Below are 26,736 nucleotides of genomic sequence, written 5' to 3' on the forward strand. Positions count from 1 at the left end.
TTAGGTCAGCCTACCTAGCGCCTCTGAGACCGTCAGTAGACTCGACCGGGAAAATTCGAGGAGCGATTCGAGGAACATGAGCAGCGCCACGAACGTCGATGCGACCGCCGTCAACACGATCGATTGGCTCTCCGCCTCGGACACGACGATCGTCGTTCCGGTGTACCAGCGGCAGTACCGGTGGGACATCGGGGGGTGCGAGCAACTCCTCGGAGACATCCGCGCCGTCGCCGGCAGCGACGACGGTCAGACGCACTTCATCGGTTCCATCCTGTCGACCGCGAGCACATCGGCCGATGACGACGCGCACCTCGTCCTCATCGACGGACAGCAGCGCGTGACGACATTGATGCTGCTCATCGCCGCACTCCATCACACGCTCCGCGAGGACGATCCGGCCCTCGCGGCGGAGCTCGAGGCCGTCCTCGTGCGCCGCGACGATCCCCGCCGGACGAAACTGCGTCCGCATCGGGCGTGGGCGGACGTCTTCGAGAGCGTGGTCCTGGACCGCCGTGCCCCCTCCGATGCCGACCGCGCATCGCGCTTCGACGACAACTACGCGTTTTTCCGGAGTCAGATCCGTCCTGACGAGGCTGCGGGGATCTGGCGCGGTCTGCGCAAGCTCGAACATGTGTCGATCACCCTGGGCGTAGGCGCCAACGCTCAGCAGATCTTCGAAAGCCTCAACTCGACGGGTGAGCCTCTCCGCGATCATGAGCTCATCCACAATTACGTCCTCATGGGGCTTTCTCACGCCGAGCAGAGCGAGATCGAGAACGAGTACTGGCTCCCGATCGAGGCGAACACCGGTGAGCAGATCGGCGCGTTCTGGCGGGACTACCTCGTCATGCTCACCGGTCGCGAGGTGCTCGTCGAGGGTGAGCGCGGGGTGTACGACGCGTTCCGGCACGAATTCCCCCGACTCGACCGAGAGACCCTCCGTGCGAACGCGGCGCAGTGGCGGGAGCTGTCGGAGATCTACCGACTCCTGCTCGAACCGGCCGAAGCGACGGATCCCGCGGTCGCGCGCCACTTCGGAGCGATCAACGTCCTCGGTCGCGGCATGTTCCCTATCGCGATGCGTCTGTATCGCGACCACCTGCGGGGCGAGCTGTCGGCATCCGATCTCTCTCAGGCCCTCACCCACGTCGAGTCGCTCCTGCTGCGTCGGACGGTCGTCGGCTTGCCGATCGACCGCCTGGTCGCCCGCTTCTGCCGGGCCGCGGACGAGGGCATGGAATCGCTCGTCCGCGCGATCGCGCGCATCACGCCCTCCGATGAGCGCACGCGGGTCGGCCTCCGCTACGGGGAGCTGCCGCACGCGCCTTTCGTCCTCGAGCGCCTCGCGGGAGTCGACCCCGATTCGGACCTCGTCCTCGAGCACATCCTGCCCACCGCTCCCTCCGACGACTGGAGCGGGGACGGGGTCCGCCGGTGGGCGGCTCTCACCGACGATGAGCAGAACGCGCACCGGGCACTCGTGAACACCCTCGGAAACCTGACCCTCCTCGAGGAGCACCTCGCGGACCGCGTGTTCGATGCGTCGTTCCCCCACAAGCGCACGGCGTACGAGACGAGCTCGGTCCCGCTGACCCGTGAGGTCGCGGGCGCCGAGGCATGGTCGACGGCGCAGATCGCGGCGCGCACCGAACAGCTGACCGCCCGCTTCATGGATGCCTGGCGCCGGCCTGCCGTCGTGGGGATCGACGACGACAACCTGACGCCGATCCTCGATGCCAAGAAGCGGCGCGGCTGGCCGCGCGGCTGGCAGCGGGAGTTCGATTACGTCGAGTACCGCGGCGAGCACTGGGATGTGCGGGACGTCCGCTACCTCTTCAACCGAGTGTTCGCGAGGCTGTGGGCGGACTCGCGTCAGAGCGTCATCGACTACAGCGCGCGCCAGGGTGGTCCGGTGTACCCCGCGATGGCGTGGAACGGTCAGTGGGACCAGCTGGGTGAGGGTCAGTACCTGTACCTCGGGTGGGATTCCAAGTACATGCTCTCCGCGGTCCAGGGCGTGCTCGAAGAGGCGGGCTGGGCGTCGGAGGTCTTCGTCATCTACTCCTACATCGGCGACGCGATGCGCTGAGGGTCAGTCGCCGTCGGCTCCGCCATCGGCCTCGGGCGCGGGGTCGACCGGGATCTCGATCCAGGTGGCCGTTACGGGCGCCTGCGACAGCAGATCGGGCGTCCACCCGCCGACCGCCGGGCCCTCACCCAGCCGATCGACCGGGTTCATCGGTTCGAGAGGCTCGGACGGAAGACCGCCCCATTCGGTCGGTTCTTCGGGTCGTTGCGTGAAGAGTCCCATGGGACCATTGTGCGCCTGCGCGGCGAGCCGCGACAGCTCTTGCAGAAAAAGCAAAACCCCCGCCGGAGCGGGGGTTTTTCATCTTGCTGGGGTACCTGGACTCGAACCAAGAACAACGGAACCAGAAACCGCCGTGTTGCCAATTACACCATACCCCACTGGATCCGGCCGGAACCGTTCCGAGGGTCAAGCTTAGCCCACGCCGCGGTCCCGGCCAAACCGAGGCATCAGCCGCGTGTCGCCCGCAGCTTCTCGAGACGCGCGATCGACACGTCCTTGCCCAGGAGCTCCATCGACTCGAAGAGCGGCGGCGAAACGCGACGGCCGCTGAGCGCGACGCGGGCGGGCCCGTAGGCGACGCGGGGCTTCAGGCCCAGTCCGTCGATGAGTGAGCCCGCGAGGGCCGCCTGGATGGTTTCGGCGCGGAAAGCGTCGGCCTGCACCCCCTCGAGTGCGTCAATGGACGCGGCCAGGACCTCGGCGGCGTTCGCGGGCAGCCCCTTGAGAGCATCCTCGTCGTAGGTCTCGACGTCGCGAAAGAGGAAGCCGAGCAGGCCCGGCGCCTCACCGAGCATCTGCATGCGCTCCTGGACGAGCGGTGCGGCCTTCGCAAGCATCTCACGCTGCACGTCGGTGGGAGGCGTGCTGACCACGCCGGCGCCGACCAGGTAGGGCACCAGACGCGACGCGAAGTCGCCCGGCTCCAGCATCCGGATGTGGTCCCCGTTGATGGACTCGGCCTTCTTCTGATCGAAGCGGGCCGGGTTGGGGTTGACGTTCACGATGTCGAACGCCTCGATGAGCTCCTGACGCGTGAAGACGTCGCGGTCGGCGGCGATGGACCAGCCGAGGAGCGACAGGTAGTTCAGCAGACCCTCGTGGATGAAGCCCTTCTCGCGCTGCAGGAAGAGGTCGGCCTTCGGATCGCGCTTGGAGAGCTTCTTGGTGCCCTCCTCGCCCAGCACGAGCGGCATGTGCGCGAAGCGCGGCACGAAGTCGGTCACGCCGGCGTCGATCAGTGCGCCGTACAGGGCGAGCTGGCGCGCCGTCGAGGGCATCAGGTCTTCGCCGCGGAGAACATGGGTGATTCCCATGAGCGCGTCGTCGACGGGGTTGGTGAACGTGTAGAGCGGGATGCCGCCGGCGCGGACCACCACGAAGTCGGGGAACGACCCGGCGGGGAAAGTGACCTCGCCGCGGATGAGGTCGACGTAGGTCACGTCCTCCTCGGGCACGCGCAGGCGCCAGGCGGGCTCGCGTCCCTCGGCGCGGAAGGCGGCCTTCTGCTCGTCGGTGAGTGTGCGGTCGTAGTTGTCGTACCCGAGCTGCTTCGCGCGGCCCGCCGCGGCGTTCCGAGCGTCGATCTCCTCGGCCGTCGAGTAAGACTCGTAGACGGCGCCCGAGGCGATGAGCTTGTCGAGGACCTCGCGGTAGATGTCGTGGCGCTGCGACTGGCGGTACGGCTCGTGCGGTCCGCCCTTCTCCACGCCCTCGTCCCAGTCGATCTCGAGCCAGGTGAGCGCGTCGACGAGCTGACGGTAGCTCTCCTCGCTGTCGCGTGCCGCGTCGGTGTCCTCGACGCGGAAGATCATCTTGCCTCCGGTGTGCCGCGCGTACGCCCAGTTGAACAGGGCGGTGCGGACCATCCCGACGTGCGGGAGGCCGGTCGGCGAGGGGCAGAAGCGGACGCGGACGTCCGAGCCGGAAGCGGTCGTGGTGAGGGGGTGCGGTGCAGTCGACATCACCGTCCAGTCTACGGCCGCGCCTTCGACCGGCCCGCTCGGTCAGCGACGCGCGTAGGGAGAGAGCACGGTGATCGCGATGACGACCGCGAGAGCGACGAGCGCGAGCCCGCCGTACCCGATGAGACTGAGGATGCCGCCGGCCAGCACGGACCCGATGGCCGCCGACAGCGTCATCGCCGTGTCGCTGCGCCCCTGCCGGCGAGGCCGGAGCTCGGTCGGCGTGGCCTCGGTCAGCAGCGCCGCGCCGCCCACCGTCGCCGCGCTCCACCCGAGTCCCAGGAGCAGGAGAGCGATGAGCACCGCGGTGGGCGAGTTCGGAGCGATCGCCGCGGTGACGAGCGATGCGGCGAGGACCGCCTGTCCGAGGAGGATCGTCTGCAGCCGACCCCAGCGATCCGCGAGGATGCCGAAGACCGGCGACAGGCCGTACATCCCGAACACGTGCAGGGCTATGGTGACGCCGACGATCGAGGTCACGTTCCGAGGGTCGAGGTGCGACAGGTGGACGGGGGTCATGGCCATGACCGACGCCATCGTCACGTGCGAGCCGGCCACGGCGAACACCGCGTAGCGGGCCACGATCGGTCGGTCCACTTCCACGACGCGGGTCGCACCGGCATCCCTCGTGCGAGCGAGCTGCTGCGCGACCTTCAGGGGGTCGGGCCGGAGGGCGACGAGGTAGAGGATGAGGGCGAGCGTCTGCGCGACGATCGAGAACGCGTACGAGCCGGTGAGGGGCGGCATCCCGAGCCACTGACCGACCGCCTCGCCGGGCGTCAGCATGAGCGGGCCGACGACCCCGCCCACGGTCGTCGCCCACACCACGGTGCCGAGGTCGCGTCCGCGACGCCCCTGACCCGAGAGGTCGGTCGCCGCGAACCGGGACTGCAGGTTGCCCGCATTGCCGGCACCGATGAGGATGACGCCGACGAGGAGCAACGGGAAGAGGCGGAGCGCCGCCGCGGTGATGACGACCGCGATCCCGACGAGGGCCAGCAGGTTCCCGAGGGTCAGCGCACGCCGGCGCCCCTGCGCCGAGGCGAGTCGTGCGAGCGGGATCGCGCACAGGGCGGCACCAAGGGTGACGGATGCCGTCGCGAACCCCGACAGCGACTCCTCACCCGACAGGTCGGCCGCCAGCAGCGCCCCCAGTGAGACCGTCGAGCCGAAGGCGACGCCACCGAGGACCTGCCCCGCGGCGAGGACGCCGACCGTCCGCCGCTGGATGCGGGCAACGTCGGTCGAGGAGAGGGTGGGGTCTGTCCTGTCAGGCATTCCGCGCCGTGTTGCGCAGGATGCCGAGACCCGTGATCTCGACCTCGAGCACGTCACCGGCGTGGAACTCGCCGATCCCCGCCGGCGTGCCCGTGAGGATCACGTCGCCCGGGAGGAGCGTGAAGGCCGCCGACGCGTAGGCGATGATGTCGGGCACGGAGTGCACCATGTCGGAGATCGGACCGTCCTGACGGACCTCGCCGTTCACCCGGGAGACGATGCGCGCGCCGCCGTCGAGGTCGAACTCGGTCTCGATGATCGGACCCAGCGGGCAGAAGGTGTCGAAGCCCTTGGCACGCGACCATTGACCGTCGGAGCGCTGCAGGTCGCGCGCCGTGATGTCGTTGCCGATCGTGTAGCCGAAGACGTAGTCGAGGGCCTTCTCAGCGGGGACGTTCTTGGCGACGCGGCCGATGACCACCGCGAGCTCGCCCTCGTAATCGGTGCGCTCGGACTGCGGCGGGCGGACGACGGCGTCATCGGGACCGATGACCGACGTGTTCGGCTTCAGGAACAGCAGCGGTTCGCCGGGGGCCTCGCCGCCCATCTCGGCGGCGTGGTCCCGGTAGTTCTTGCCGACGCAGACCACCTTGGAGCGTGGGATGGACGGGGCGAGGAGGGTGATCTCGGCGAGGGGGATCCGCTCCCCCGTCGTCTCGAACCCGGCGAACATCGGGTCACCGGCGAGCTCGACGACCTCCTTCTCGTCGATGATCCCGTAACGGATGGCCTCGTTGCGGCGGTAACGGACGATGCGCACGGCTCAGCCGTCCAGCCGCGTCAGCCAGCCGTGCACGTCTTCGGCGCGACCGTACTGGATGTCGGTGAGGTGCTGACGGAGCTCGAGCGCGAGAGTGCCCGTGGGCTGCACATCCTCGAATCCGAACGCCTTCAGCGCTCCGATCGGGGTGACGACGGCAGCGGTTCCGCACGCGAACACCTCGACGATGTCACCCGAGGCGACGCCCTCGCGCCAATCGGTCAGCGAGACGGGACGGCGCTGGACGCGGTGCCCGCGGTCCTCCGCGAGCTGCAGGATCGAGTTGCGGGTGATGCCGGCGAGGATCGACTCCGACTCGGGCGTCACGAGCGTCCCGTCCTTCATGACGAACACGACGTTCATGCCGCCGAGTTCTTCGACGTTGCCGTCCTCGTCCAGGAACACGACCTGGTCGCAGCCCTTCTCGTAGGCCTCGGCCTGAGGCAGGAGGCTCGCGGCGTAGTTGCCGCCGGTCTTCGCCGCTCCCGTGCCGCCCTTGCCGGCACGCGCGTAGTCCTCGCTCAGCCAGATCTTGACGGGGGTGACACCGCCCTTGAAGTAGGCGCCCGCGGGGCTGGCGATCACGTAGTAGGCGACCTTCTCGGCCGGGCGGACCCCGAGGAAGGCCTCCTTGGCGAACATGAACGGACGCAGGTACAGGCTCTGGTCGTCACCGGACGGAACCCAGGCGCCGTCGACGGCGATCAGCTCGCGGAGCGACTGCAGGAAGTACTCGGCGGGGAGTTCGGGCAGAGCCATCCGTCGCGCCGACCGCTGCAGGCGGGCGGCGTTCTCGTCGGGCCGGAACGTGTGGATGGAGCCGTCCGCGTGGCGGTATGCCTTGATGCCCTCGAAGATCTCCTGGCCGTAATGCAGCACGGAGGCCGCCGGCGACAGCGAGATGGGTCCGTAGGGCGAGACGCGCGGGCGGTGCCAGCCGCCCTTCGAGGACCAGCAGATGTCGACCATGTGGTCGGTGAAGTTCGTGCCGAACCCGGGGTTCGCGAGGATCTCCTCGCGGGCGGACGGCGAGACCGCGGCCAGGTTCTTCGTCACCGAGAAGGTGAGGGGGGCTGCGGTCGAGTCGGTGAGGGTCATGTCATTCCTGTTCCTCGCGCGGCGTCTGCGCGGCGCGCATCCAGTCAGATTACGCCCGGAGGCGTGCGGTGATGGCGTCGCCGACCTGCGCGGTCGTACGGGCGGAGCCGTCCCGCGCCTCGATGTCCTCTCGCGCAGCGCGGGTGACGCGCTGGGCCTCGTCACCCAGCCCGAGGTGCTCGAGCAGGAGGGCGACGGAAAGGATCGCGGCGGTGGGATCGGCGATCTGCTGTCCGGCGATGTCGGGCGCGGAACCGTGCACGGGCTCGAACATCGACGGGAACGCGCCGTCGGGGTTGATGTTCCCCGAAGCGGCGAGGCCGATGCCTCCGGTGACGGCGCCGGCCAAGTCGGTCAGGATGTCGCCGAAGAGGTTGTCGGTGACGATCACGTCGAAGCGGCCCGGGTTCGTGACCAGGAAGATCGTCGCCGCATCGACGTGCAGGTAGTCTACGGCGACGTCCGGGTGCTCCTGCGCCACCTCGTCGACGATCCGCTTCCACATTCCCCCGGCGTGGACGAGGACGTTCGTCTTGTGGACGAGGGTGAGCTTGTTGCGACGCCTCTCGGCCTGCGCGAAGGCGAACCGAACGACCCGTTCGATGCCGAACGCCGTGTTGACCGACGTCTCGTTCGCGATCTCGTGCGGGGTCCCCGTGCGGATGGAGCCGCCGTTGCCGACGTAGGGACCCTCAGTGCCCTCACGGACGACGACGAAGTCGATGTCCCCGGGGTTCGCGAGCGGCCCGGAGGCGCCCGGGTAGAGCACGGACGGGCGGAGGTTGACGTAGTGGTCCAGGGCGAAGCGCAGCTTCAACAGCAGGCCCCGCTCGATGTTCGCGTCCTTCAGGCGAGGGTCCCCCGGCATCCCGCCGACGGCGCCGAGCAGGATCGCCTCGTGGGACGCGATGGCTGCGAGGTCATCGTCGGTGAGAGTGTCACCGGTCTCGAGGAAGCGTGCGGCGCCGAGGGAGAAGCGGGTCCTCTCGAACGTCACCTCCGTGCCTTCGGTGACCGCGTCCAGAACCTTCTCGGCTTCTGCGACGACCTCGGGGCCGATGCCGTCTCCGGGGATGACGGCCAGCTTCACGACGCGCGACATCGCTCTCCTCGTTGTCGGGGGGACTCGCGTGTCGTCAGTGGTCGACGCGCGGAGTGCGGGTTCCCTTCAGCGTAGTGGCCGCGATGACGGCTGCGCAGACGACGAGGACCGCGCCGATGATCGACGTCACGCCGACACCGGAGTCGAAGGCGGATGCCGCGGCATCCAGCACGCGCTGGCCGAGCCCCGCCGGCAGCCCCTCCGCCACCGTCACCGCGCCGCCCAGTGTTTGGCGGGCGGCGTCCGCAGCATCGGCGGGCACCCCCTCGGGAAGGCGGATGCCGGAGCGGTAGAGAGCGGTCAGGATGCCGCCGAGCACAGCCGTGCCCAAGACCGCGCCGAGCTCGTATGCCGTCTCGGACACCGCGCTCGCGGCACCCGCCTTGGCCGGCGGAGCGGTCGCGAGGATCAGTTCGTTCGACACCGTCTCGGCGGCGCCGATGCCGAGACCGAGGAGCCCGAAGGCGGCGATGAGCGTGCCGAGAGCCGCGGCATCCGTCGACAGGGCGATCATCACATACGCGGCGACCGAGAGCGCCAACGCGACGGGTACGACCACTCGCGGAGATACCCGGCGCGAGATCGGCACGACGGCGAGGCCGGAGACGATCATCAGCACGAGCCCGGGCACGAGGGCGAGACCGGCCTGCAGCGGGCTGAGGCCGACGATCAGCTGAAGATGCTGCGTCACGAAGTACAAGAACCCGACGAGGGCGACCACGCTGAGGAGGTTCACCAGCAGCGCGCCCGTGAACGCCCCCTGCCGGAAGAGCCGCATGTCGAGCATCGGGGCGTCGGAGCGCAGCTGACGGCGCACGAACATCCACCCGAAGGCCAGACCCGCGAGCACGAGCACGACCGGCAGCACGCCGGGACCGTGGACCGCGAACTCCTTGATCGCGTACACGATCGGAACCATCGTCGCCATGCTGAGGACGATACTCAGCGGATCGATCCTGCCCGGCTTCGGATCGCGACTCTCGGGGACGAGGATCGGCGCCAGCACCAGGAGCGGAACGAGAACCGGGACGGCGAGGAGGAACACGGAACCCCACGCGAACTGCTCGAGGAGCACACCTCCGACGATCGGGCCGAGGGCCGAACCGGCCGAGAACATCGACGCCCACACCGCGATCGCGAGCCGCCGCTGGTCCCGGTCGGTGAAGATGCTCCGCAGGAGCGACAGCGTCGACGGCATGAGCATCGCCCCGAAGAAACCCATCGCCGCGCGGGCGACGATCAGGAGCTCCGCCGAGGGCGCGAACGCCGCCAGCGCGGAGATGACCGCGAACCCGGTGGCACCGATCATCAGGAGCCGCCGGCGACCGAGACGGTCTCCCAACGAGCCCATCGTCACCAGCAGTCCGGCCAGAACGAGCGGGTACACGTCGATGATCCACAGCTGCTGCGCGCTCGTCGGGGTCAGGTCACGCGCGATCTCGGGTAGCGCGAAGCTCAGCACCGTGTTGTCCACCGACACCAGGAGCACCGGGAGCATGAGCACCGCGAGCGCCGCCCAGCCCCGCCATCCCTGGCGCGTTCCGGCGGCGTCGGCCACCCGGATCTCTTCTGTCAACGTCATGATTTATACACCGTCCAGCCGGTATAGTAACAGAATCGGATGCCGGACGGGAGAGGATCGGAGACATGAGTAGACCTCCTCGGGCGCGCGAGAGCGTCCTCGACGCCTTCGAAGCCGCCCTGATCGATGAGGGCGCACGCGGCGCGACGATGGATGCCGTGGCCGCCGCGGCCGGCGTCTCGAAGGGCGGACTGCTCTACCACTACGCCACGAAAGAGGCGCTCGAAGCGGCCCTGATCGAGCGGATGCGACGACTCGTCGACGCGGACGTAGAGGACATGCTCCGCTCCCCCGACGGCATCGTCTCCGCCTTCGTCCGCACCTCCGTCCAGTCCGACACTCCCCTGGACCGCGCGATGGTGGCGACCTCCCGCCTGGCGCAAACCGGGCACGACGCGGCATCCGTCGCCCTCCGCGACGTGCGGCGGGTATGGGAGGACGCTCTCCGGCCGCACACGCGCGATGAGAGCGCTCTGCAGCTGGTGCTGCTCGTCAGCGACGGGCTCTACTTCAACAGCGCACTGGCGACGACGGGCGTGCCCGGCCCCATCCCGCAAGGCGCCGACCTCGACGCACTGATCGCGCTCGTCGAGCGCGCAGCGCGCTGAGGCATCCCCCGCCGACCGGGCGAAGGATGCCGCAGCGCGTCAGACCTCGGTGAGTTCGATCTGCCGGAAGAGGTCGGCCTGGACCGAGGCGCGGAGCTCGTCGAGCATCGGCTCGGGGATCGGCGAATCGACGGTCAGGACCGACAGCGCGCGGCCGCTCGCGTCGGGACGCGCGACCTGGAGCCCGGCGATGTTGATGCCCGCTTCGCCGAGCTTCTGGCCGTAGATCGCGACGATGCCGGGCCGGTCGGCGTACCGCATCACCACGTGAAAGCGGTTGATCGGCACCTCGACCTCGTAGCCGTTGATGCCGACGACCTTCGGCACCATGCGCGTGCCGGCGAGGGTCCCCTCGACGGTGAGGACGGTGCCGTCCGACAGCGTCCCCCGGAGGATCGTGATGTTCCGGTAGAGCGGGCTCTCGGACTCGACGATCAGTCGCGTCTCGATGCCGCGCTGCTCGGCGAACAGCGGCGCATTCACGTAGGACACGTTCTCGCTCACGATGTTCGTGAAGATGCCCTTCAGCGCTGCCAGCCGGTAGACGCTGACGTCGTAGTCGGCGAGCTCGCCGCGCACCTCGACGTCGAGGCTCGTGAGGGCGCTCGGGGCGAGCCCCGTGAAGATCTGACCCAGCTGCTCGACGAGCGCGATGCCGGGACGCACGAACGGGTCGATGACGCCACCGGCGACGTTCACGGCATCCGGAACGAGGTCGCCCTCGAGCGCGAGCTTGACGGACTTCGCGACCGACACGCCCGCCTTCTCCTGGGCCTCTTCGGTCGACGCACCCAGGTGGGGCGTGACGATGACGTTCGGCAGGGACAGCAGCGGGAAGGCCGTGCCGTCCTCCTTCGGCGGCTCGCTCGTGAACACGTCGAGTCCGGCGCCGGCGATCTGGCCGGTCGTCAGCGCCGTGTGCAGCGCCGCCTCGTCGATGAGGCCGCCGCGGGCGACGTTCACGACGTAGGCGGTGTCCTTCATGATCTCGAACTGCGCAGCGCCGATCATGCCGGTCGTCTCAGGGGTCTTCGGCATGTGGATCGTGACGAAGTCGCTGGAGCTCAGCAACTCGTCGAGACCCAGGAGCTGCACTCCGAGCTGCTGCGCGCGCGTGGGGGTGACGTAGGGGTCGTAGGCGACGACGGAGACCCCGAAGGCCTGCAGGCGCGCCGCGATGAGCGCGCCGATGCGACCGAGGCCGATGATGCCGACGGTCTTCTCGTAGAGCTCGGTGCCCGTGAACGACGAGCGCTTCCACGCGCCGGTCGCCAGCGACGCGTGCGCCGCCGGGATGTGACGGGCGAGGCTCAGGATGTGACCGACGGTGAGTTCGGCGGCCGAGATGATGTTCGACGTCGGCGCGTTGACGACCATGACGCCCGCGCTCGTCGCGGCCTTGATGTCGACGTTGTCGAGACCGACCCCGGCGCGCGCGATGACCTTGAGCGACGGGGCTGCGGCGATCGCCTCGGCATCCATCTTCGTGGCGGAGCGGATGAGGACAGCGTCCGCATCGGCGAGGGCAGGGAGGAGCGCGGCACGGTCGGCGCCGTCCACGGATCGGACGTCGAAATCGGGGCCCAGGGCCTCGATCGTGGCGGGAGAGAGTTCTTCGGCGATCAGGACGACAGGCTTGGGCACGGCAGACCTTCGGGTACGCGAGTGTGGATCGCCACGAGTCCGGCCGGGCTGGGACCGACGACGGTACGCGGCACGGCCAGCCTAGCGAATTCGACCGGACGGCCCCGACCGTGTGACGCCGATCACGACCCGATGAGGGAGTTCCCGTTGGTGATCGCGTACGTGAGGATGTTCAGCCAGAAGACGGCGACGAGCCCCAGCCCGACGAAGAGGACGACCGCGAGCTGGAGGAGCGGGCGTCGACGGCCGAGCACCACGGCTGCGACGAACACGATGATCGGGAAGACGACCGAGAACAGCAGAATCGCCCATCCGCCGCCGTTCAGTCCCTCGACACCGCTCGCCTGCGCGATGAGGAAGGCAACCGCCGTCCACACCGCGTAGGCGTAGAAGAGTCCGAAGACACCCGCGATGGCAGCGGGGACCCAGGACGGTCCGCGACGGACAGCAGAAGACGAAGTCATCACGGCGTCACAGTCCGATCACGAAGGGCCAGGGAACGAGGAGGAAGACGCCGACCACCAGCCAGGCGAACCGAATCCACGTTGCAGCGGACCGGGTCAACAGGAACGTCCCCCCGAACCACAGCACCGGGGCCGCAGCGGCCACGAACAAGGCCGGGACGACCGAGGCAGGCTCGAGCCAGAACGACGTCGCTGCCGACAGGCGGGACGCCGCCAGGATCCAGCCCACGGTGTAGAGCAGGTAGATCCCGCCGAGCAAGCCGAGCGAGACGAGTGCGACGTTGCCGAGGGATGCCGGGGGCTCCCCCTCGACCGTTGCGACGACATCAGCCGGCGCCGGCTCGGTGGCGGCCGCACCGCTCCCCTTCCCCACGGCCTGCCAGCCGCTCGGCAGAGCCGCATCGGTGCGCTCGGGGCGCGGCGGTCGCGTCGGGGAATCGTCGCCTTCCCAGCGGAAGGCGTCCTCGTCGTCTCGGGGGTCGGAAGCCACGGTCCGAGTCTACCGACGCCGAAGGCCCGACCCCTTGTAAGGGTCGGGCCTCCGTGGCTCATGTCAAGCCGATCCCGGCGGATGCGCCGAGGGCTGGATGCCGAAGGTCAGCGCGCGGCCGACCCCTCGGTGTAGTCCGAGTCCTGCTGCTTCCACGCGAAGAGCGCGCGCAGGTCCTTGCCGACGGCCTCGATCGGGTGTGCGGCGGCCTTGGCCCGGAGCTCCTGGAACTCCACAGCGCCGTTGTCCTGGTCGTCGATGAAGCGCTTCGCGAAAGCACCCGACTGGATGTCCCCGAGGACGGCCTTCATGTTCTCCTTGACACTCGGGTCGATGACGCGCGGGCCCGAGACGTAGTCGCCGTACTCGGCCGTGTCGGAGACCGACCAGCGCTGCTTGGCGATGCCGCCCTCCCACATGAGGTCGACGATGAGCTTCAGCTCGTGGAGCACCTCGAAGTAGGCGATCTCGGGCTGGTAGCCCGCCTCGGACAGGGTCTCGAAGCCGTACTGCACGAGCTGCGACACACCGCCGCAGAGGACGGCCTGCTCGCCGAACAGGTCGGTCTCGGTCTCCTCGGTGAACGTGGTCTTGATGACGCCGGCGCGGGTGCCGCCGATCGCCTTCGCGTACGAGAGCGCGACGTCCCATGCGTGACCCGACGCATCCTTCTCGACGGCGATGATGTCGGGGATGCCGCGGCCTGCGACGAACTCGCGACGCACCGTGTGGCCCGGGGCCTTCGGGGCGACGAGGATGACGTCGACGTCGTCGGGAACCTCGATGTAGCCGAAGCGCACGTTGAAGCCGTGGGCGAAGGCGAGCGTCTTGCCTGCGGCGAGGTGCGGCTTGATCTCGTCGTTGAAGATGCCGCGCTGGTGCTGGTCCGGCGCGAGGATCATGATGAGGTCGGCCCATTCGGCGGCATCCGCGACGGACTTCACCTGGAAGCCGTCCTCCTCCGCCTTCGGCGCGGACTTCGAGCCGTCCTTGAGGGCGATGACGACCTCGACGCCGGAGTCGCGGAGGTTCTGGGCGTGGGCGTGGCCCTGCGAGCCGTACCCGACGATGGCGACCTTCTTGCCCTGGATGAGCGAGATGTCGGCGTCGGCGTCGTAGAGGATCTCAGCCATGTTCGTGTGTGTCTCCTTGTAGATGTCGGTAGAGAAGTTGTCGGGTCAGCCGCGCAGGACGCGCTCGGTGATGCTCTTGCCGCCTCGGCCGATGGCGACCATTCCGGACTGCGCGAGCTCTTTCACGCCGAACGGCTCGAGGGCTTTGAGGAAGGCGTCGACCTTGCCGCGGTCGCCGGTGACCTCCACCACGAGTGCGTCGGTGGCGTAGTCCACGACCGAGGCGCGGAAGAGGTTGACGACCTCGATGACGTTCGAGCGCGTCTGGTTGTCGGCGCGGACCTTGACGAGCATGTGCTCGCGCTGGACCGACGTCGCGTAGTCGAGCTCGACGATCTTTATGACGTTGACGAGCTTGTTCAGCTGCTTCGTCACCTGCTCGAGGGGCAGCTCCTCGACGTCGACGACCACCGTGATCCGGGAGAGCCCGGGGACCTCGGTGACGCCCACGGCGAGCGAGTCGATGTTGAATCCGCGGCGGGCGAACAGGCCCGCGACGCGGGTCAGCAGACCGGGCTTGTCCTCGACGAGGAGGCTCAGGACGTGCTTGCTCATCGTCAGTCCCCCTGCTCGAACGCCGGCGCGTGCTCGCGCGCGTACTGGATGTAGCTGTTGCTGACGCCTTGCGGCACCATCGGCCACACCATCGCGTCGGCGCTCACGACGAAGTCGATGACGACGGGACGGTCGTTGGTCTCGAGCGCAGTCTGGATGGCGGCATCCACGTCCTCCGCCTTCTCGACGCGGATGCCGAGGCAGCCGTACGCCTCGGCGAGCTTCACGAAGTCCGGGATGCGGATGCTGTCGTGGCCAGTGTTGAGATCGGTGTTGGAGTGGCGCCCGTCGTAGAAGAGCGTCTGCCACTGGCGCACCATGCCGAGCGACGAGTTGTTGATGATCGCGACCTTGATCGGGATGTTGTTGATCGCGCAGGTGGCGAGCTCTTGATTGGTCATCTGGAAGCAGCCGTCACCGTCGATCGCCCATACGGTCCGGTCCGGCTCGGCGACCTTGGCGCCCATCGCCGCAGGGACCGCGTAGCCCATCGTCCCGGCGCCGCCGGAATTGAGCCAGGCGTTGGGGCGCTCATATCCGATGAACTGCGCCGCCCACATCTGGTGCTGCCCGACGCCGGAGGCGTAGACGCCCTCGGGCCCGGTCAGCTCGCCGATGCGCTGGATGACGTGCTGCGGCGACATGAGGCCGTCGGTCGTCGGCGCGTACCCCAGCGGGAACTCGGTGCGGAGGCCCTCGAGATAGGACCACCAGTCCGAGATGTCGGGCTTGTCCACCCCCGCGAACGCCGCGTCGAGGTCGACCAGGACGTCCTTCAGGTCACCGACGATCGGGACGTCCGCCGTCCGGATCTTGGAGATCTCGGCGGGGTCGATGTCGACGTGGATGACCTTGGCGTCGGGGGCGAACAGGGCCGCCTTGCCGGTGACCCGGTCGTCGAAGCGCGCACCCAGCGCGATGAGCAGGTCGGATTCCTGCAGCGCCAGGACGGCCGGCACCGTGCCGTGCATGCCTGGCATGCCGAGCTGCTGCGGGTGGGAGTCGGGGAACGCGCCGCGCGCCATCAGGGTCGTGACGACGGGCGCACCCGTCGCCTCAGCGAACCGCCGCAGTTCCGCGGCTGCGCCCGCGCGGACCACGCCGCCACCGACGTACAGCACCGGCTTCTTGGCTTCTGCGATCAGCTGAGCAGCTGCCTGGATCTGCTTGCCGTGGGCCTTCGTCACCGGGCGGTAGCCGGGGAGGTCGACCTTGGGCGGCCAGACGAAGGGCGCCTTGGCCTGCTGGGCGTCCTTCGTGATGTCGACGAGGACGGGACCCGGGCGACCCGTGGAGGCGATCTCGAACGCCGCCGCGATGGCACCGGGGATCTCCGCCGGGTCCTTCACGAGGAACGAATGCTTCGTGATCGGCATGGTGATGCCCACGATGTCGGCCTCCTGGAAGGCATCCGTCCCCATGAGGGTCGAGTACACCTGCCCGGTGATGCAGACGATCGGCATCGAGTCCATGTAGGCGTCCGCGATCGCGGTGACGAGGTTGGTGGCACCGGGGCCGGACGTCGCGATCGCGACGCCGACGCGACCGGATGCCGCGGCGTAGCCCTCGGCCGCGTGGCCGGCGCCCTGCTCGTGACGGACCAGGATGTGACGCAGATCGGTGGAGTCCATCAGCGGGTCGTAGACCTCGATGATGGCGCCGCCCGGGAGACCGAAGACGTCGGTGACGCCGAGGAGCTCCAGCGAGCGGACGACGGCCTGAGCTCCGGTGAGCACAGGCGTGGACGAGCCTCCGGCCGGTGGCCGGGGCACAGCGGCGACGGTGTCAGAAGACATGAGAGAGACCTCTGTGGTGATGGATGACGAGTGTGTGGGGCCTAGCCCGTCGTCGCGCCCTCCGCAGCGGAGCGCACGAGCTTCGAGTACTTGGCCAACACGCCACGGGTATAGCGCGGGGGAAGGGGCTCCCAGCCCTCACGGCGGGAGTTCAGCTCAGCTTCGTCGACGAGTAGGTCGAGAGAACGAGCCGCGATATCGACCCGTATCAGATCACCATCGCGCACGAAGGCGATGGGACCAGCGTCCACCGCTTCGGGTGCTATGTGGCCGATGCACAGGCCGGTTGTGCCGCCTGAGAATCGTCCGTCCGTCAACAGTAGTACATCTTTTCCGAGGCCTGCGCCCTTGATGGCGGCCGTCACGGCGAGCATCTCGCGCATGCCGGGACCGCCCTTGGGACCCTCGTAGCGGATGACGACGACGTCGCCGGCGGCGATGCGTCCCTCCTCCAGCGCGTCCATGGCGGCGCGCTCGCGCTCGAACACCCGGGCGGGTCCTTCGAAGACGGCGGCATCGAACCCAGCGGTCTTCACGACAGCGCCTTCGGGGGCCATCGAGCCGTGGAGGATCGTGATGCCGCCGGTGGCGTGGATCGGGTCGTCGAACGTGTGGATGACGGTGCCGTCGATCGGGTCCGGGTCGAGGTCGCGGAGGTTCTCAGCGAGCGTCTTGCCCGTGACGGTGAGCGCGTCACCGTGGAGCAGGCCCTCGTCGAGCATGGCCTTCATGATGACCGGGATGCCGCCGTGCCGATCGACGTCGTTCATGACGTAGGTGCCGAACGGCTTCATGTCGGCCACGTGCGGGACCTTGTCGCCGATGCGGTTGAAGTCGTGGAGCGTCAGGTCGACCTCGGCCTCACGGGCGATGGCGAGGAGGTGCAGCACGACGTTCGTCGAGCCGCCGAGGGCCATCGCGAGCGCGATCGCGTTCTCGAAGGACTCCTTCGTGAGGATGTCGCGAGTCGTGATGCCCTGGCGGAGGAGGTTGACGACGGCCTCGCCGGAGCGGTGCGCGAAGTAGTCGCGGCGACGGTCAGCGGAGGGCGGGGCCGCGGAGCCGGGGAGGCTGAGCCCCAGGGCCTCGGCGACAGACGCCATCGTGTTGGCCGTGTACATGCCGCCGCACGCGCCCTCACCGGGCGCGATGGCGCATTCGATGCGCTTGAGGTCTGCTTCGCTCATCTTGCCCGCGAGGCACGCTCCCACGGCCTCGAAGGAGTCGATGATCGTGACGTCCTTCTCGGTGCCGTCGCTGAGCTTGACCCATCCCGGCGCGATCGAGCCCGCGTAGAGGAAGACGCTTGAGAGGTCGAGGCGGGCGGAGGCCATGAGCATGCCCGGGATCGACTTGTCGCAGCCGGCGAGCAGCACCGAGCCGTCGAGGCGCTCGGCCATCATGACCGTCTCGACGGAGTCGGCGATGACCTCGCGGCTCACGAGCGAGAAGTGCATGCCCTCGTGGCCCATGGAGATACCGTCCGAGACCGAGATCGTGCCGAATTGGAGGGGGTAGCCGCCACCGGCGTGCACTCCCTCCTTCGCGCCCTGGGCGAGCCGGTCGAGGCTCAGGTTGCAGGGTGTGATCTCGTTCCAGCTCGAGGCGATGCCGATCTGGGGCTTGTCCCAGTCCTCATCGCCCATGCCGACCGCGCGGAGCATTCCGCGGGAGGTGGTGGCTTCGATGCCGTCGGTGACCGCGCGGCTGCGGGGCTTGATGTCGATGATCTCGTCGGGAGAGGGCATTCTCGAAGTCTATTGCTGTGCGGCGACGCGCTCGCGTGCGACAGTCGACAGCAAAGCGGCGAGTTCTTCGATGTCTCCCACACGGACCGATGCCGCGGTCTCCCCCGCTCCGACCCGGATGCCGAGATCGTCGGGTCCGAGCGAGCGGAGCGCGTCCTCGTCGGTGACGTCGTCTCCGGCGAAGATCACCGCCGAGGCGTCGACGACATCGCGGAGGTGGGCGACGGCGGCATCCTTCCCCACATCCGTGAAGGCGTACTCGACGATGCCGTGTCCCTGCCGGCGACGCCAGTGGGGTGCGGCGTCCGCCACGAGCGCGTCCACCGCAGATCGCAGTCGCTCGGCCGCGGACGGATCCGAGACGGTGCGCAGGTGCACCCCGAACCCGAACGTCTTCGGCTCGATCCATGCGCCCGGCACCTCGCGGGCCGATTCCTCGGCCTGGGTGCGCAGGCGGTCGCGCAGATCGGTGTCGCCCGGATCCAGTGCGGCCTCGGAGTCCGCCCCCGGGAGGAGGTACTCCGCGCCGTGCGATCCCGCGAGCAGGATCGGGGAATCGTCGCTGTGCTCCGCGATGATGCGGAGGTCGCCGAGCGAGCGGCCGGAGACGAACGCGACGACCGTCGCGGGCGCGGCGACGAGGCCATCCACGGCGGCACGTGCGGCCGGCGCCATGCGGGCGCTCATCGGCTCGTCGACGAGGGGCGAGAGCGTGCCGTCGAAGTCCAGCGCGACGAGCAGCTTCTTCGTCCGCGCGACGGCGTTGATGTCGCTCATGAACGCTCCTCGCGCGCGGCGCTCAGGTCCGAGAGGAACCGTTCGGACCACTTCGCGACGTCGTTCTCGCGCACACGTCGACGGAGCGCGCGCATGCGGCGGTCCTTCTCCTTCTCGGGCATCTCGATCGCCTGCATGATCGCGTCCTTCAGTCCCGCGATGTCGTGCGGATTGACCTTTATCGCCTGGGTCAGTTCGTCCGCCGCGCCGGTGAACTCGCTCAGCACGAGGGTCCCGCCACCGTCGACCCGGCTCGCGACGTACTCCTTCGCGACCAGGTTCATGCCGTCGCGCAGGGCTGTGACGAGCATGACGTCGGCAGCGAGGAAGAGGGCGACCATCTCCTCGCGAGGGTACGAGTGGTGCAGGTACTGGATGGCGCTGTAGCCGAGCTCGTCCGCGTCCCCGTTGATGCGACCGACGGTCAGTTCGATCTCGTCGCGAAGCTCCATGTACGTCTGCACCCGCTCGCGGCTGGGGCTCGCGACCTGGACGAGGATCACGTCGTGTACCGACAGTCGGCCGTCGGCGAGCAGTTCACCGTACGCCTTCAGACGGTGACGGATCCCTTTCGTGTAATCGAGGCGATCCACGCCGAGGAGGATCGCCTTCGGGTTGCCGAGACTCGAGCGGATCTCCTCTGCGCGCGCCCGGATGTCAGGCCGCTTCGCCAGCTCCTCGTACTCCGCGGCGTCGATCGAGATCGGATAGGCGCGGGCCACCGCCGTGCGCACCCCCCCGTCCTCCGTGGGGACGGCGATGGCGCCCGCTTTGGTGTCGAATCCCAACTGGCGGCGCACGGCACGCGCGAAGTTGCCGGCATCCGCCACCCGCTGGAAGCCGATGACATCGGCGCCCAGCAGTCCTTCGAGGACCTGGCGACGCCACGGCAGCTGCGCGTACAGCCCGTATGCGGGGAACGGAATGTGGTGGAAGTATCCGATGGTGAGGTCGGGGCGGAGCTCGCGGAGAAGCTTCGGCACGAGCTGGAGCTGGTAGTCGTGTACCCACACCGTCGCCCCCTCGGCGGCGTGCTCCGACGCTGCCTCGGCGAACCTCTTGTTGACCTTGACATAGGCGTCCCACCAGGTGCGGTGGTAGGTGGGAGCGGCGATGACGTCGTGGTACAACGGCCAGATCGTGTCGTTCGAGAAGCCCTCGTAGTAGAGCTGCATGTCGTCGGCCGAGAGCGTGACGGGCACCAGGTGCAGGCCGTCGAACTCGAATGGGTCGAGCTCGACACCCGGCTGGCCGGGCCACCCGACCCAGGCACCGTTGGTGCTGCGCATCACGGGATCGAGAGCGGTGACGAGTCCACCGGGAGAGCGTCGCCAGGGTTCGTTCTCATCGTCGGTCCGGTCGACGGGAAGGCGGTTGGACACGACGACGAAGTCGGAAGCCACGGTCACGGTGTTCCTCTCGATGGATGACTTCAGGCTAACAACCGCCGCGGCATGCGTCCGGCGCAGTACCGTGGGTGGTATGCGCAAATACCTGTTCGGAACCGGACTGCTGTCAGCCCTCACCGGCGGTGTCACGCTGCTGCGCTCCGCGCGCAGCCCGGAGCCGTTCACGTGGCGCACCGCCCTCGCCTGGCTGAGCTGGGGCATCACCCTTGCGCTTGCGATCGGCTCGGTCGTCGACACACGTCGAGCATCCCGGGGCAAGCTCATCCCGATGGACTCGCCACGCGACGGCGAGAAGACAAAGCTGCTCAAGCGCCGCCTCTCCCGCTGACGTCCGGCGGATTCAGCGCGTCAGGATGAGCGCTTCGCCCTGACCGCCGCCGCCGCACAGGCCGACCGCAGCGATTCCCGTCCCTCGACGAACGAGTTCGTGCACCGCGTGGACGACCAGTCGTGCACCGGAGGCGCCGATCGGGTGACCGATCGCGATACCGCCGCCGTGGATGTTCACGATGTCCTCGTCGACGCCGAGCACGCGCTGCGACTGGGCGACGACCGCGCCGAAGGCCTCGTTGATCTCGACGACGTCCAGGTCGGATGCCGACAGCCCCTGCCGCTCGAGGGCGTGAGCGATTGCGCGGGCCGGCTGGGAGTGCAGCGAGCTGTCGGGTCCCGCCACCTGCCCTGCGGCGCCGATCACCCCGAGGACAGTCCATCCTTCTGCCTCGGCGCGGGATCGCGTCGTCACGACGACCGCGGCCGCGCCGTCCGAGATCGGCGAGGCGTTCCCCGCGGTGATGTCGCCGTCGGGTGAGAACGCCGGTCGCAGCGCCGCCAGGCTCTCCACCGTCGTATCGGGGCGGACGCCCTCGTCGGCGGTGATCCGTCGCGGCTCACCCTTGCGCTGGGGAACCTCGACCGTCACGATCTCCGCACCGAACACGCCCGCCTCGGCCGCGGCGGCCGCACGCTGGTGCGAGAGCGCCGCGACGGAGTCCTGCTCCCGCCTCGTCAGTCCGAGACCCGGGTTGCGCCGCTCGGTCGAGAGCCCCATCGAGATCCCCTCGGCGGCGTCGGTGAGTCCGTCGTGCGCCATGTGGTCGAGGACCTCGATCGAGCCGTACGCCCAGCCGTCGCGCGAACCCGTCAGAAGGTGCGGGGCACGGGACATCGACTCCATCCCGCCGGCGACGACGACCGCGGCATCCCCCGACGCGATCATGCGCTTGGCGTCGATCACCGCGGTCAGACCCGACAGACAGACCTTGTTGACGGAGGATGCCGGGACGTCCCAGCCGATCCCGGCCCCGAGGGCCGCCTGCCGTGCCGGATTCTGACCCGAACCGGCAGGCAGGACCTGCCCCATGATCACCGCGTCGACCACAGCGGGATCCACCCCACCGCGCTCGAGGGCTCCGCGGATCGCGAACGACCCGAGCTGCGGCGCCGAGAAGGACGACAGCGCGCCCTTCAACTTGCCCTGCGGGGTGCGGGCCGCACCGACGATGACGATCTCTTCGCTCATGACTCCACCTTCGCATCGGACACGATGAGGCCCGGCTCCGTCGCGTCGCGGACATCCTGCACGTTGACGCCGGGGGCGGTCTCCACCAGCACCAGACCCTCGCCCGTGACGTCGATCACGGCGAGGTCCGTGATGATGCGGTCGACCACGCCGCGGCCGGTCAGCGGCAGGGAACACGCGTCGACGATCTTCGGGGAGCCGTCTCGGGCGACGTGCTCCATCAGGACGATCACGCGGGCTGCGCCATGGACCAGGTCCATCGCTCCGCCCGGTCCCTTGACCATCTTCCCGGGGATCATCCAGTTCGCGAGGTCGCCGGTCGCCGAGACCTGCATGGCTCCGAGTATCGCGGCGTCGATCTTGCCGCCCCGGATCATCCCGAAGCTGAGTGCGGAGTCGAAGAACGCAGCCCCCGGGAGCGTCGTCACGGTCTCCTTGCCCGCGTTGATGAGGTCGGGATCGACGTCGGCCTCTTGGGGGTAGGGCCCGACCCCCAGGATGCCGTTCTCGGACTGGAGCACGACCATGACGCCGTCGGGCACGAGGTTGGGAACCAGGGTCGGGAGCCCGATCCCCAGGTTCACGTAGGAGCCGTCCTGCAGCTCCGCGGCCGCCCGTGCCGCCATCTGATCCCTGGTCAGCGCCATCTCACTCCCCCTCCGCAGCGACCGTACGTCGCTCGATGCGCTTCTCGATCTCGGTCCCGACCTCCACCACACGATGCACGAAGACGCCGGGCAGGTGGACGGCATCCGGATCGATCCCGCCCGGCTCGATCAGCTCCTCGACCTGCGCGATGCAGACGCGACCCGCCATCGCGGCCAACGGGTTGAAGTTGCGGGCTGACTTCGCGAAGACGAGGTTCCCGTGCCGATCGCCGCGGAGCGCGTGCACGAAAGCGAAGTCGGTCGTGATCGCCTCCTCGAGCACGTACTCCTTCTCGACGCCATCGACCGCGAACGTCCGGACGTCCTTGGCCGGGGATGCCAGCGCCACCCCGCCCCGGCCGTCGTAGCGCCGCGGCAACCCGCCGTCGGCGACCTGCGTCCCGACGCCCGTCTGCGTGAAGAACGCCGCGATACCCGAGCCGCCGGCGCGCAACTTCTCGGCGAGGGTCCCTTGAGGCGTCAGCTCGAGTTCGAGTTCACCCGAGAGGAACTGCCGCTCGAACTCCTTGTTCTCACCGACGTAGGACGAGGTCATCTTCCGGATGCGACGCGCACGCAGAAGGACGCCCAACCCCCAGTCGTCGACCCCGCAGTTGTTGGAGACGATCGAGAGGTCCGTGGTGCCCTGCGCGAGCAGGGCCTCGATCAGGGCGATCGGATTGCCCGAGAGCCCGAAACCGCCCACGGCGATGCTCGCGCCGTCCGGGATGTCGGCGACCGCCTCCGCCGCGCCTGCCACCGTCTTGTCGATCACTGCGCACTCCTTTGTGTCGTCCGCCCTCCAGCTTCCCCCCTCGGTGAGCCGGAGCGGGAACGGATGATTGCCATGTGGGCGAGCCGGCGCCTAGGGTCCACATTGTGGAACGACCCGCGGCATCCGTCCCCGGCACGCAGGCGATCGCGCGCGCCGCCCACCTGCTGCGACTCGTGAGCGCGGCGGGGACGACGGGCAAGGGTGTGCGGGAGCTGGCCGTCGACGCCGGCCTCACACGCACGACCACCCACCGCCTCCTGTCCGCCCTCCGCGCGGAGGGGCTCGTCGACCAGGACGAACGGAGTGCGCGCTGGCTCGCAGGCCCGGAGCTGTTCCTCATGGGCGCCGCGGCCGCCCCTCGCTACGACGTCACCCATCTCGCGGGCGACATCGTCCGCTCCCTCGCGGTCAAGACGGAGGAGAGCGCGTTCCTGTCCGTCCGGAGAGGCGACGAGACCGTGTGCCTGGTGCGCGAGGAGGGCTCGTTCCCGATCCGGTCCTTCGTTCTCAGCGAGGGCGTCCGGTTCCCCCTCGGCGTGGCGTCCGCCGGACTCGCCATCCTGTCTTTCCTGCCCCAGGAGGACGTGGATGCCTACCTCGTCCGACATCCCGAACTCGTCGCACGATGGGGTGAGGCCCACGATGCGGCGTCCCTCACACGGCGAGTCGCCGACACACGCGACCGCGGGTACGCCGTCAATCCCGGACTCATCGTGCCGGGGTCCTGGGGGCTGGGCGCGGCCGTCTTCGATCACGCGGGACGACCGGCGTGGGCGCTCAGCCTCACCGGGGTCGAGTTCCGGTTCGGCGCAGACCGGCTGCCGGAACTGGGCAGGCTGCTACTCGCCCACGCGCACCAGCTGACGACGCGCGTCCAGTCCGCGAGACGGATGTGACGCGGGTCAGAGTCCGGCCGACTCCAGCCACCGGAGCCAGACCTCGCTGACCGTCGGGTACGCCGGGACAGCGTGCCACAACCGCTCCAGCGGGACCTCGCCGACGATCGCGATGGTCGCGGCGTGCAGGAGCTCGGCGACGTCGGGTCCGACGAACGTCGCTCCGACGAGGACGCGCCGCTCGGTGTCGATGACGGCCCGCGACATGCCTTCGTAGCGGTCCGAGTGGGTACTGGCCCCGGCAACCCAGGACAGGTCGTAGTCGACGACCTGGACGGCGATGCCGGCGGCTCGCGCGGATGCCTCGGTGTGCCCGACGGCGGCGACCTCGGGGTCGGTGAACACGACCTGCGGCACGGCGGTATGGTCGGCCGTCGCTGCGAGCGGTCCCCAGGCCGAGGTGTCGACGTCGGTTGAGGCGGCGCGCCGCGCGATGACGTCACCAGCGATCCTCGCCTGGTACTTGCCCTGGTGAGTGAGAAGCGCGCGGTGGTTGACATCGCCGACGGCGTAGAGCCAGTCGCTGCCGGGGACGCGGAGCGTGTCGTCGACCTCGATCCACTCTCCGGCCTTCTGCCCGACGACGTCGAGCCCGACGTCCTCGGTGCGGGGCACCCGACCCGTAGCGACGAGGATCTCCTCGGCACGCACCGTCGACCCGTCGTCGAGCGACACTGTCACGCCGTCCTCGGCACGCTCGACGCCGGTGACCCCGACGCCGGTGCGGACGGTCGCGCCGGCAGCGGTGAGCGACGTGCCCACGGCCTCGCCGGCGAAGTCCTCGAGGCCGCCCAGCAGGGACGACCGGGCGATCACCGTGACCTCGGATCCGAATGCGGCGAACGCGGTCGCCATCTCGACCCCGACGACGCCGCCACCGAGCACGACGAGGGAGGACGGCACGTCGGTGACGCCGGTCGCCTCGCGGCTCGTCCACGGCGCGGCATCCCGCAGTCCGGGGATGTCGGGCAGCAACGCGGCCGAGCCCGTGCACACGGCGACCGCGTGGCGCGCGCGGAGTACCGTCGTCGACCCGTCGGCAGCCTCGACCGTGACCTGCTTCTCCGCCGTCAGGCGGCCGTGACCCCGGACGAGATCGATCCCGGCGCTCTCCAGCCACTCGACCTGCGACGTGTCCTGGTAGTCGTGCACCATCCGGTCGCGTCGCGCGAGGACGGCCGCGACGTCGACGCCCCCGCTCACCGCCTCGGCAGCGCCCGCGACGTCTCGGGCGGCGCGCAGAGCGGCGGGTGCCCGCAGAAGCGCTTTCGACGGCATGCACGCCCAGTACGAGCACTCGCCGCCGACGAGTTCGCTCTCCACGATCACGGCGGACAATCCGCCGCGCACCGCCCTGTCGGCGACGTTCTCGCCGACAGGGCCGGCTCCGATGACGATGAGGTCGTACTCGCGTGTGGTCATGCCCCACACCGTACCGAGCGGACGCCTCCCGAGGCCGCCCCTTGCCATATCGGGCAGATGACGTCAATGGACGCCCGGGACTGCCGGGATGTCGGAGGTCTGTGGTTTGCTGAAGCACCGGCCGAAAGGACCCCCATGGCGATCGAATTCCGATCCGTCACGAAGCGATTCGGCGACGGAGCAGCCGCCGTCGACGACGTCTCCCTCGAGATGCCGGCTCGCAAGACGACGGTGCTGGTCGGATCCTCCGGCTGCGGCAAGACGACCTTGCTCCGAATGATCAACCGGCTCATCGAACCGACCTCCGGCGACATCACGATCGACGGCGAGTCGATCCGCTCGCGTGACGCCGTGCAGTTGCGTCGCAGCATCGGTTACGTCCTCCAGAACGCCGGTCTCCTCCCCCACTACACCGTGGCCGACAACATCGCGACCGTGCCGGTGCTCACGGGCCAGACCCGCGCGAGCGCCCGGCGTCGCGCGTTGGACCTGATGGAGGTCGTCGGCCTCGACACGGCGTTCGCCGACCGCTATCCCGCGCAGCTCTCGGGCGGTCAGCAGCAGCGCGTCGGGGTCGCACGCGCACTCGCCGCGGACCCCAACATCCTGCTCATGGACGAGCCCTTCGGGGCGGTCGACCCCATCGTGCGCAAAGAGTTGCAGGCTGAGGTCATCCGGCTGCAGCGCGAACTCGACAAGACGATCGTCTTCGTGACCCACGACATCGACGAAGCATTCCTCCTGGGTGACCAGGTCGTCATCCTCCAGAAGGGCGCTCGCATCGCGCAGCGCGGGACGCCGTCGGAGATCATCGAGGCCCCCGCCGACGAGTTCGTCGCGAGCTTCATCGGCGCCGACCGCGGTGCGCGGGCCTTCCACGCCAAGCAGACCGACCGGGGCACGGTGCTCGTCGACGGGTCCGGCCGTACGCAGGGCGTCCTTCTTCCGGGCGCGCCGGGTGACGAAGGGTGACGCCC

At 69.1% G+C, this 26,736-nt stretch carries 25 protein-coding genes and 1 tRNA gene; 5 read left to right on the forward strand and 21 right to left on the reverse strand.

Features of this window, described 5'->3' with window-relative positions; genetic code table 11:
- Nucleotides 1-76 precede the first annotated feature (76 nt).
- Complete coding sequence (locus tag QE428_RS12750) at nt 77-2,089, forward strand: DUF262 domain-containing protein (protein ID WP_307469851.1); 2,013 nt, start codon at nt 77-79, stop codon at nt 2,087-2,089.
- 3 nt (nt 2,090-2,092) lie between these two features.
- On the opposite strand, the gene QE428_RS12755 is transcribed toward QE428_RS12750, so the two are convergent.
- The 8 genes from QE428_RS12755 to QE428_RS12790 all read right to left on the reverse strand — a co-directional run bounded on the left by QE428_RS12755 (nt 2,093) and on the right by QE428_RS12790 (nt 9,873).
- Entirely contained in the window at nt 2,093-2,311 is a 219-nt protein-coding gene (locus QE428_RS12755; protein ID WP_307469855.1) for a hypothetical protein, read from the reverse strand.
- An 86-nt stretch (nt 2,312-2,397) separates the two neighbouring features.
- Nucleotides 2,398-2,469, reverse strand: a tRNA-Gln gene (locus QE428_RS12760).
- 69 nt (nt 2,470-2,538) lie between these two features.
- Nucleotides 2,539-4,053 (reverse strand): glutamate--tRNA ligase, encoded by a 1,515-nt coding sequence (gltX, locus tag QE428_RS12765; protein ID WP_307469858.1) that lies wholly within the window; start codon nt 4,051-4,053, stop codon nt 2,539-2,541.
- A 42-nt stretch (nt 4,054-4,095) separates the two neighbouring features.
- On the reverse strand, nt 4,096-5,331 hold the full coding sequence (locus tag QE428_RS12770; protein ID WP_307469862.1) for an MFS transporter: 1,236 nt from the start codon (nt 5,329-5,331) through the stop codon (nt 4,096-4,098).
- Nucleotides 5,324-6,091: a fumarylacetoacetate hydrolase family protein gene (locus tag QE428_RS12775; protein WP_018188089.1), complete on the reverse strand. Its 768-nt coding sequence runs from the start codon at nt 6,089-6,091 to the stop codon at nt 5,324-5,326. The genes QE428_RS12770 and QE428_RS12775 overlap by 8 nt, the downstream gene beginning before the upstream one ends.
- 3 nt (nt 6,092-6,094) lie before the next feature.
- The gene (locus QE428_RS12780) at nt 6,095-7,189 is read right to left on the reverse strand and encodes a branched-chain amino acid aminotransferase (protein WP_307469867.1); all 1,095 of its coding nucleotides are present in this window, start codon (nt 7,187-7,189) and stop codon (nt 6,095-6,097) included.
- A gap of 49 nt (nt 7,190-7,238) precedes the next feature.
- The gene (locus tag QE428_RS12785) at nt 7,239-8,291 is read right to left on the reverse strand and encodes a 3-isopropylmalate dehydrogenase (protein WP_307469870.1); all 1,053 of its coding nucleotides are present in this window, start codon (nt 8,289-8,291) and stop codon (nt 7,239-7,241) included.
- Nucleotides 8,292-8,325: 34 nt separating this feature from the next.
- Nucleotides 8,326-9,873 carry an MFS transporter gene (locus QE428_RS12790; RefSeq protein WP_307469874.1) on the reverse strand — a complete coding sequence of 516 codons (1,548 nt, stop codon included), beginning with the start codon at nt 9,871-9,873 and terminating at the stop codon, nt 8,326-8,328.
- Nucleotides 9,874-9,938: 65 nt separating this feature from the next.
- Between QE428_RS12790 and QE428_RS12795 the strand changes: the two genes are divergently transcribed.
- Nucleotides 9,939-10,481, forward strand: coding sequence for a TetR/AcrR family transcriptional regulator (locus QE428_RS12795; RefSeq protein ID WP_091354094.1), 543 nt, complete (start codon nt 9,939-9,941; stop codon nt 10,479-10,481).
- A 39-nt stretch (nt 10,482-10,520) separates the two neighbouring features.
- Here QE428_RS12795 and serA read toward each other — a convergent pair whose 3' ends face one another.
- The 9 genes from serA to QE428_RS12840 form a co-directional block, all read right to left on the reverse strand.
- On the reverse strand, nt 10,521-12,125 hold the full coding sequence (gene serA / locus QE428_RS12800; RefSeq protein ID WP_307469880.1) for a phosphoglycerate dehydrogenase: 1,605 nt from the start codon (nt 12,123-12,125) through the stop codon (nt 10,521-10,523).
- 122 nt (nt 12,126-12,247) lie between these two features.
- Nucleotides 12,248-12,589 carry a hypothetical protein gene (locus tag QE428_RS12805; protein WP_231916573.1) on the reverse strand — a complete coding sequence of 114 codons (342 nt, stop codon included), beginning with the start codon at nt 12,587-12,589 and terminating at the stop codon, nt 12,248-12,250.
- A gap of 7 nt (nt 12,590-12,596) precedes the next feature.
- Nucleotides 12,597-13,079, reverse strand: a complete 483-nt coding sequence (locus QE428_RS12810; protein ID WP_307469885.1) for a hypothetical protein — start codon at nt 13,077-13,079, stop codon at nt 12,597-12,599.
- Between the two features lie 107 nt (nt 13,080-13,186).
- On the reverse strand, nt 13,187-14,212 hold the full coding sequence (ilvC, locus tag QE428_RS12815; protein ID WP_307469888.1) for a ketol-acid reductoisomerase: 1,026 nt from the start codon (nt 14,210-14,212) through the stop codon (nt 13,187-13,189).
- 45 nt (nt 14,213-14,257) lie between these two features.
- Nucleotides 14,258-14,767: an acetolactate synthase small subunit gene (gene ilvN, locus QE428_RS12820; RefSeq protein WP_020097174.1), complete on the reverse strand. Its 510-nt coding sequence runs from the start codon at nt 14,765-14,767 to the stop codon at nt 14,258-14,260.
- 2 nt (nt 14,768-14,769) lie between these two features.
- Entirely contained in the window at nt 14,770-16,563 is a 1,794-nt protein-coding gene (locus QE428_RS12825) for an acetolactate synthase large subunit (protein ID WP_307469899.1), read from the reverse strand.
- 41 nt (nt 16,564-16,604) lie between these two features.
- Nucleotides 16,605-18,311: a dihydroxy-acid dehydratase gene (ilvD, locus tag QE428_RS12830; RefSeq protein ID WP_307469901.1), complete on the reverse strand. Its 1,707-nt coding sequence runs from the start codon at nt 18,309-18,311 to the stop codon at nt 16,605-16,607.
- 9 nt (nt 18,312-18,320) lie between these two features.
- The gene (otsB, locus tag QE428_RS12835; RefSeq protein ID WP_307469905.1) at nt 18,321-19,088 is read right to left on the reverse strand and encodes a trehalose-phosphatase; all 768 of its coding nucleotides are present in this window, start codon (nt 19,086-19,088) and stop codon (nt 18,321-18,323) included.
- Complete coding sequence (locus QE428_RS12840) at nt 19,085-20,497, reverse strand: trehalose-6-phosphate synthase (RefSeq protein ID WP_091354123.1); 1,413 nt, start codon at nt 20,495-20,497, stop codon at nt 19,085-19,087. The genes otsB and QE428_RS12840 overlap by 4 nt, the downstream gene beginning before the upstream one ends.
- A gap of 73 nt (nt 20,498-20,570) precedes the next feature.
- On the opposite strand from QE428_RS12840, the gene QE428_RS12845 reads away from it, so the two are divergent.
- Nucleotides 20,571-20,825 (forward strand): hypothetical protein, encoded by a 255-nt coding sequence (locus QE428_RS12845; RefSeq protein ID WP_091354127.1) that lies wholly within the window; start codon nt 20,571-20,573, stop codon nt 20,823-20,825.
- A gap of 12 nt (nt 20,826-20,837) precedes the next feature.
- On the opposite strand, the gene QE428_RS12850 is transcribed toward QE428_RS12845, so the two are convergent.
- Genes QE428_RS12850 through QE428_RS12860 form a run of 3 tightly spaced genes read right to left on the reverse strand, consistent with a single transcriptional unit; the run spans nt 20,838 to nt 23,441 of the window.
- Nucleotides 20,838-22,019, reverse strand: a complete 1,182-nt coding sequence (locus QE428_RS12850) for an acetyl-CoA C-acetyltransferase (protein WP_307469911.1) — start codon at nt 22,017-22,019, stop codon at nt 20,838-20,840.
- Nucleotides 22,016-22,666, reverse strand: coding sequence for a 3-oxoacid CoA-transferase subunit B (locus QE428_RS12855; RefSeq protein ID WP_307469914.1), 651 nt, complete (start codon nt 22,664-22,666; stop codon nt 22,016-22,018). Before QE428_RS12855 ends, QE428_RS12850 begins: the two co-directional genes overlap by 4 nt.
- Nucleotide 22,667: 1 nt before the next feature.
- Nucleotides 22,668-23,441, reverse strand: coding sequence for a CoA transferase subunit A (locus QE428_RS12860; protein ID WP_307469917.1), 774 nt, complete (start codon nt 23,439-23,441; stop codon nt 22,668-22,670).
- A 104-nt stretch (nt 23,442-23,545) separates the two neighbouring features.
- Between QE428_RS12860 and QE428_RS12865 the strand changes: the two genes are divergently transcribed.
- A complete protein-coding gene (locus QE428_RS12865) occupies nt 23,546-24,337 on the forward strand; it encodes an IclR family transcriptional regulator (protein ID WP_307469919.1) in 792 nt (263 codons plus the stop codon).
- A gap of 6 nt (nt 24,338-24,343) precedes the next feature.
- Here the strand turns inward: QE428_RS12865 and QE428_RS12870 are convergent, their stop codons facing one another.
- Complete coding sequence (locus QE428_RS12870; RefSeq protein WP_307469922.1) at nt 24,344-25,759, reverse strand: NAD(P)/FAD-dependent oxidoreductase; 1,416 nt, start codon at nt 25,757-25,759, stop codon at nt 24,344-24,346.
- A gap of 135 nt (nt 25,760-25,894) precedes the next feature.
- Here QE428_RS12870 and QE428_RS12875 point away from each other — a divergent pair, with 135 nt between their 5' ends.
- A complete protein-coding gene (locus QE428_RS12875) occupies nt 25,895-26,731 on the forward strand; it encodes an ABC transporter ATP-binding protein (protein WP_307469925.1) in 837 nt (278 codons plus the stop codon).
- The last annotated feature ends 5 nt before the right edge of the window (nt 26,732-26,736 follow it).

This window comes from Microbacterium sp. SORGH_AS_0505 (assembly GCF_030818715.1).
Classification (GTDB): Bacteria; Actinomycetota; Actinomycetes; order Actinomycetales; family Microbacteriaceae; genus Microbacterium.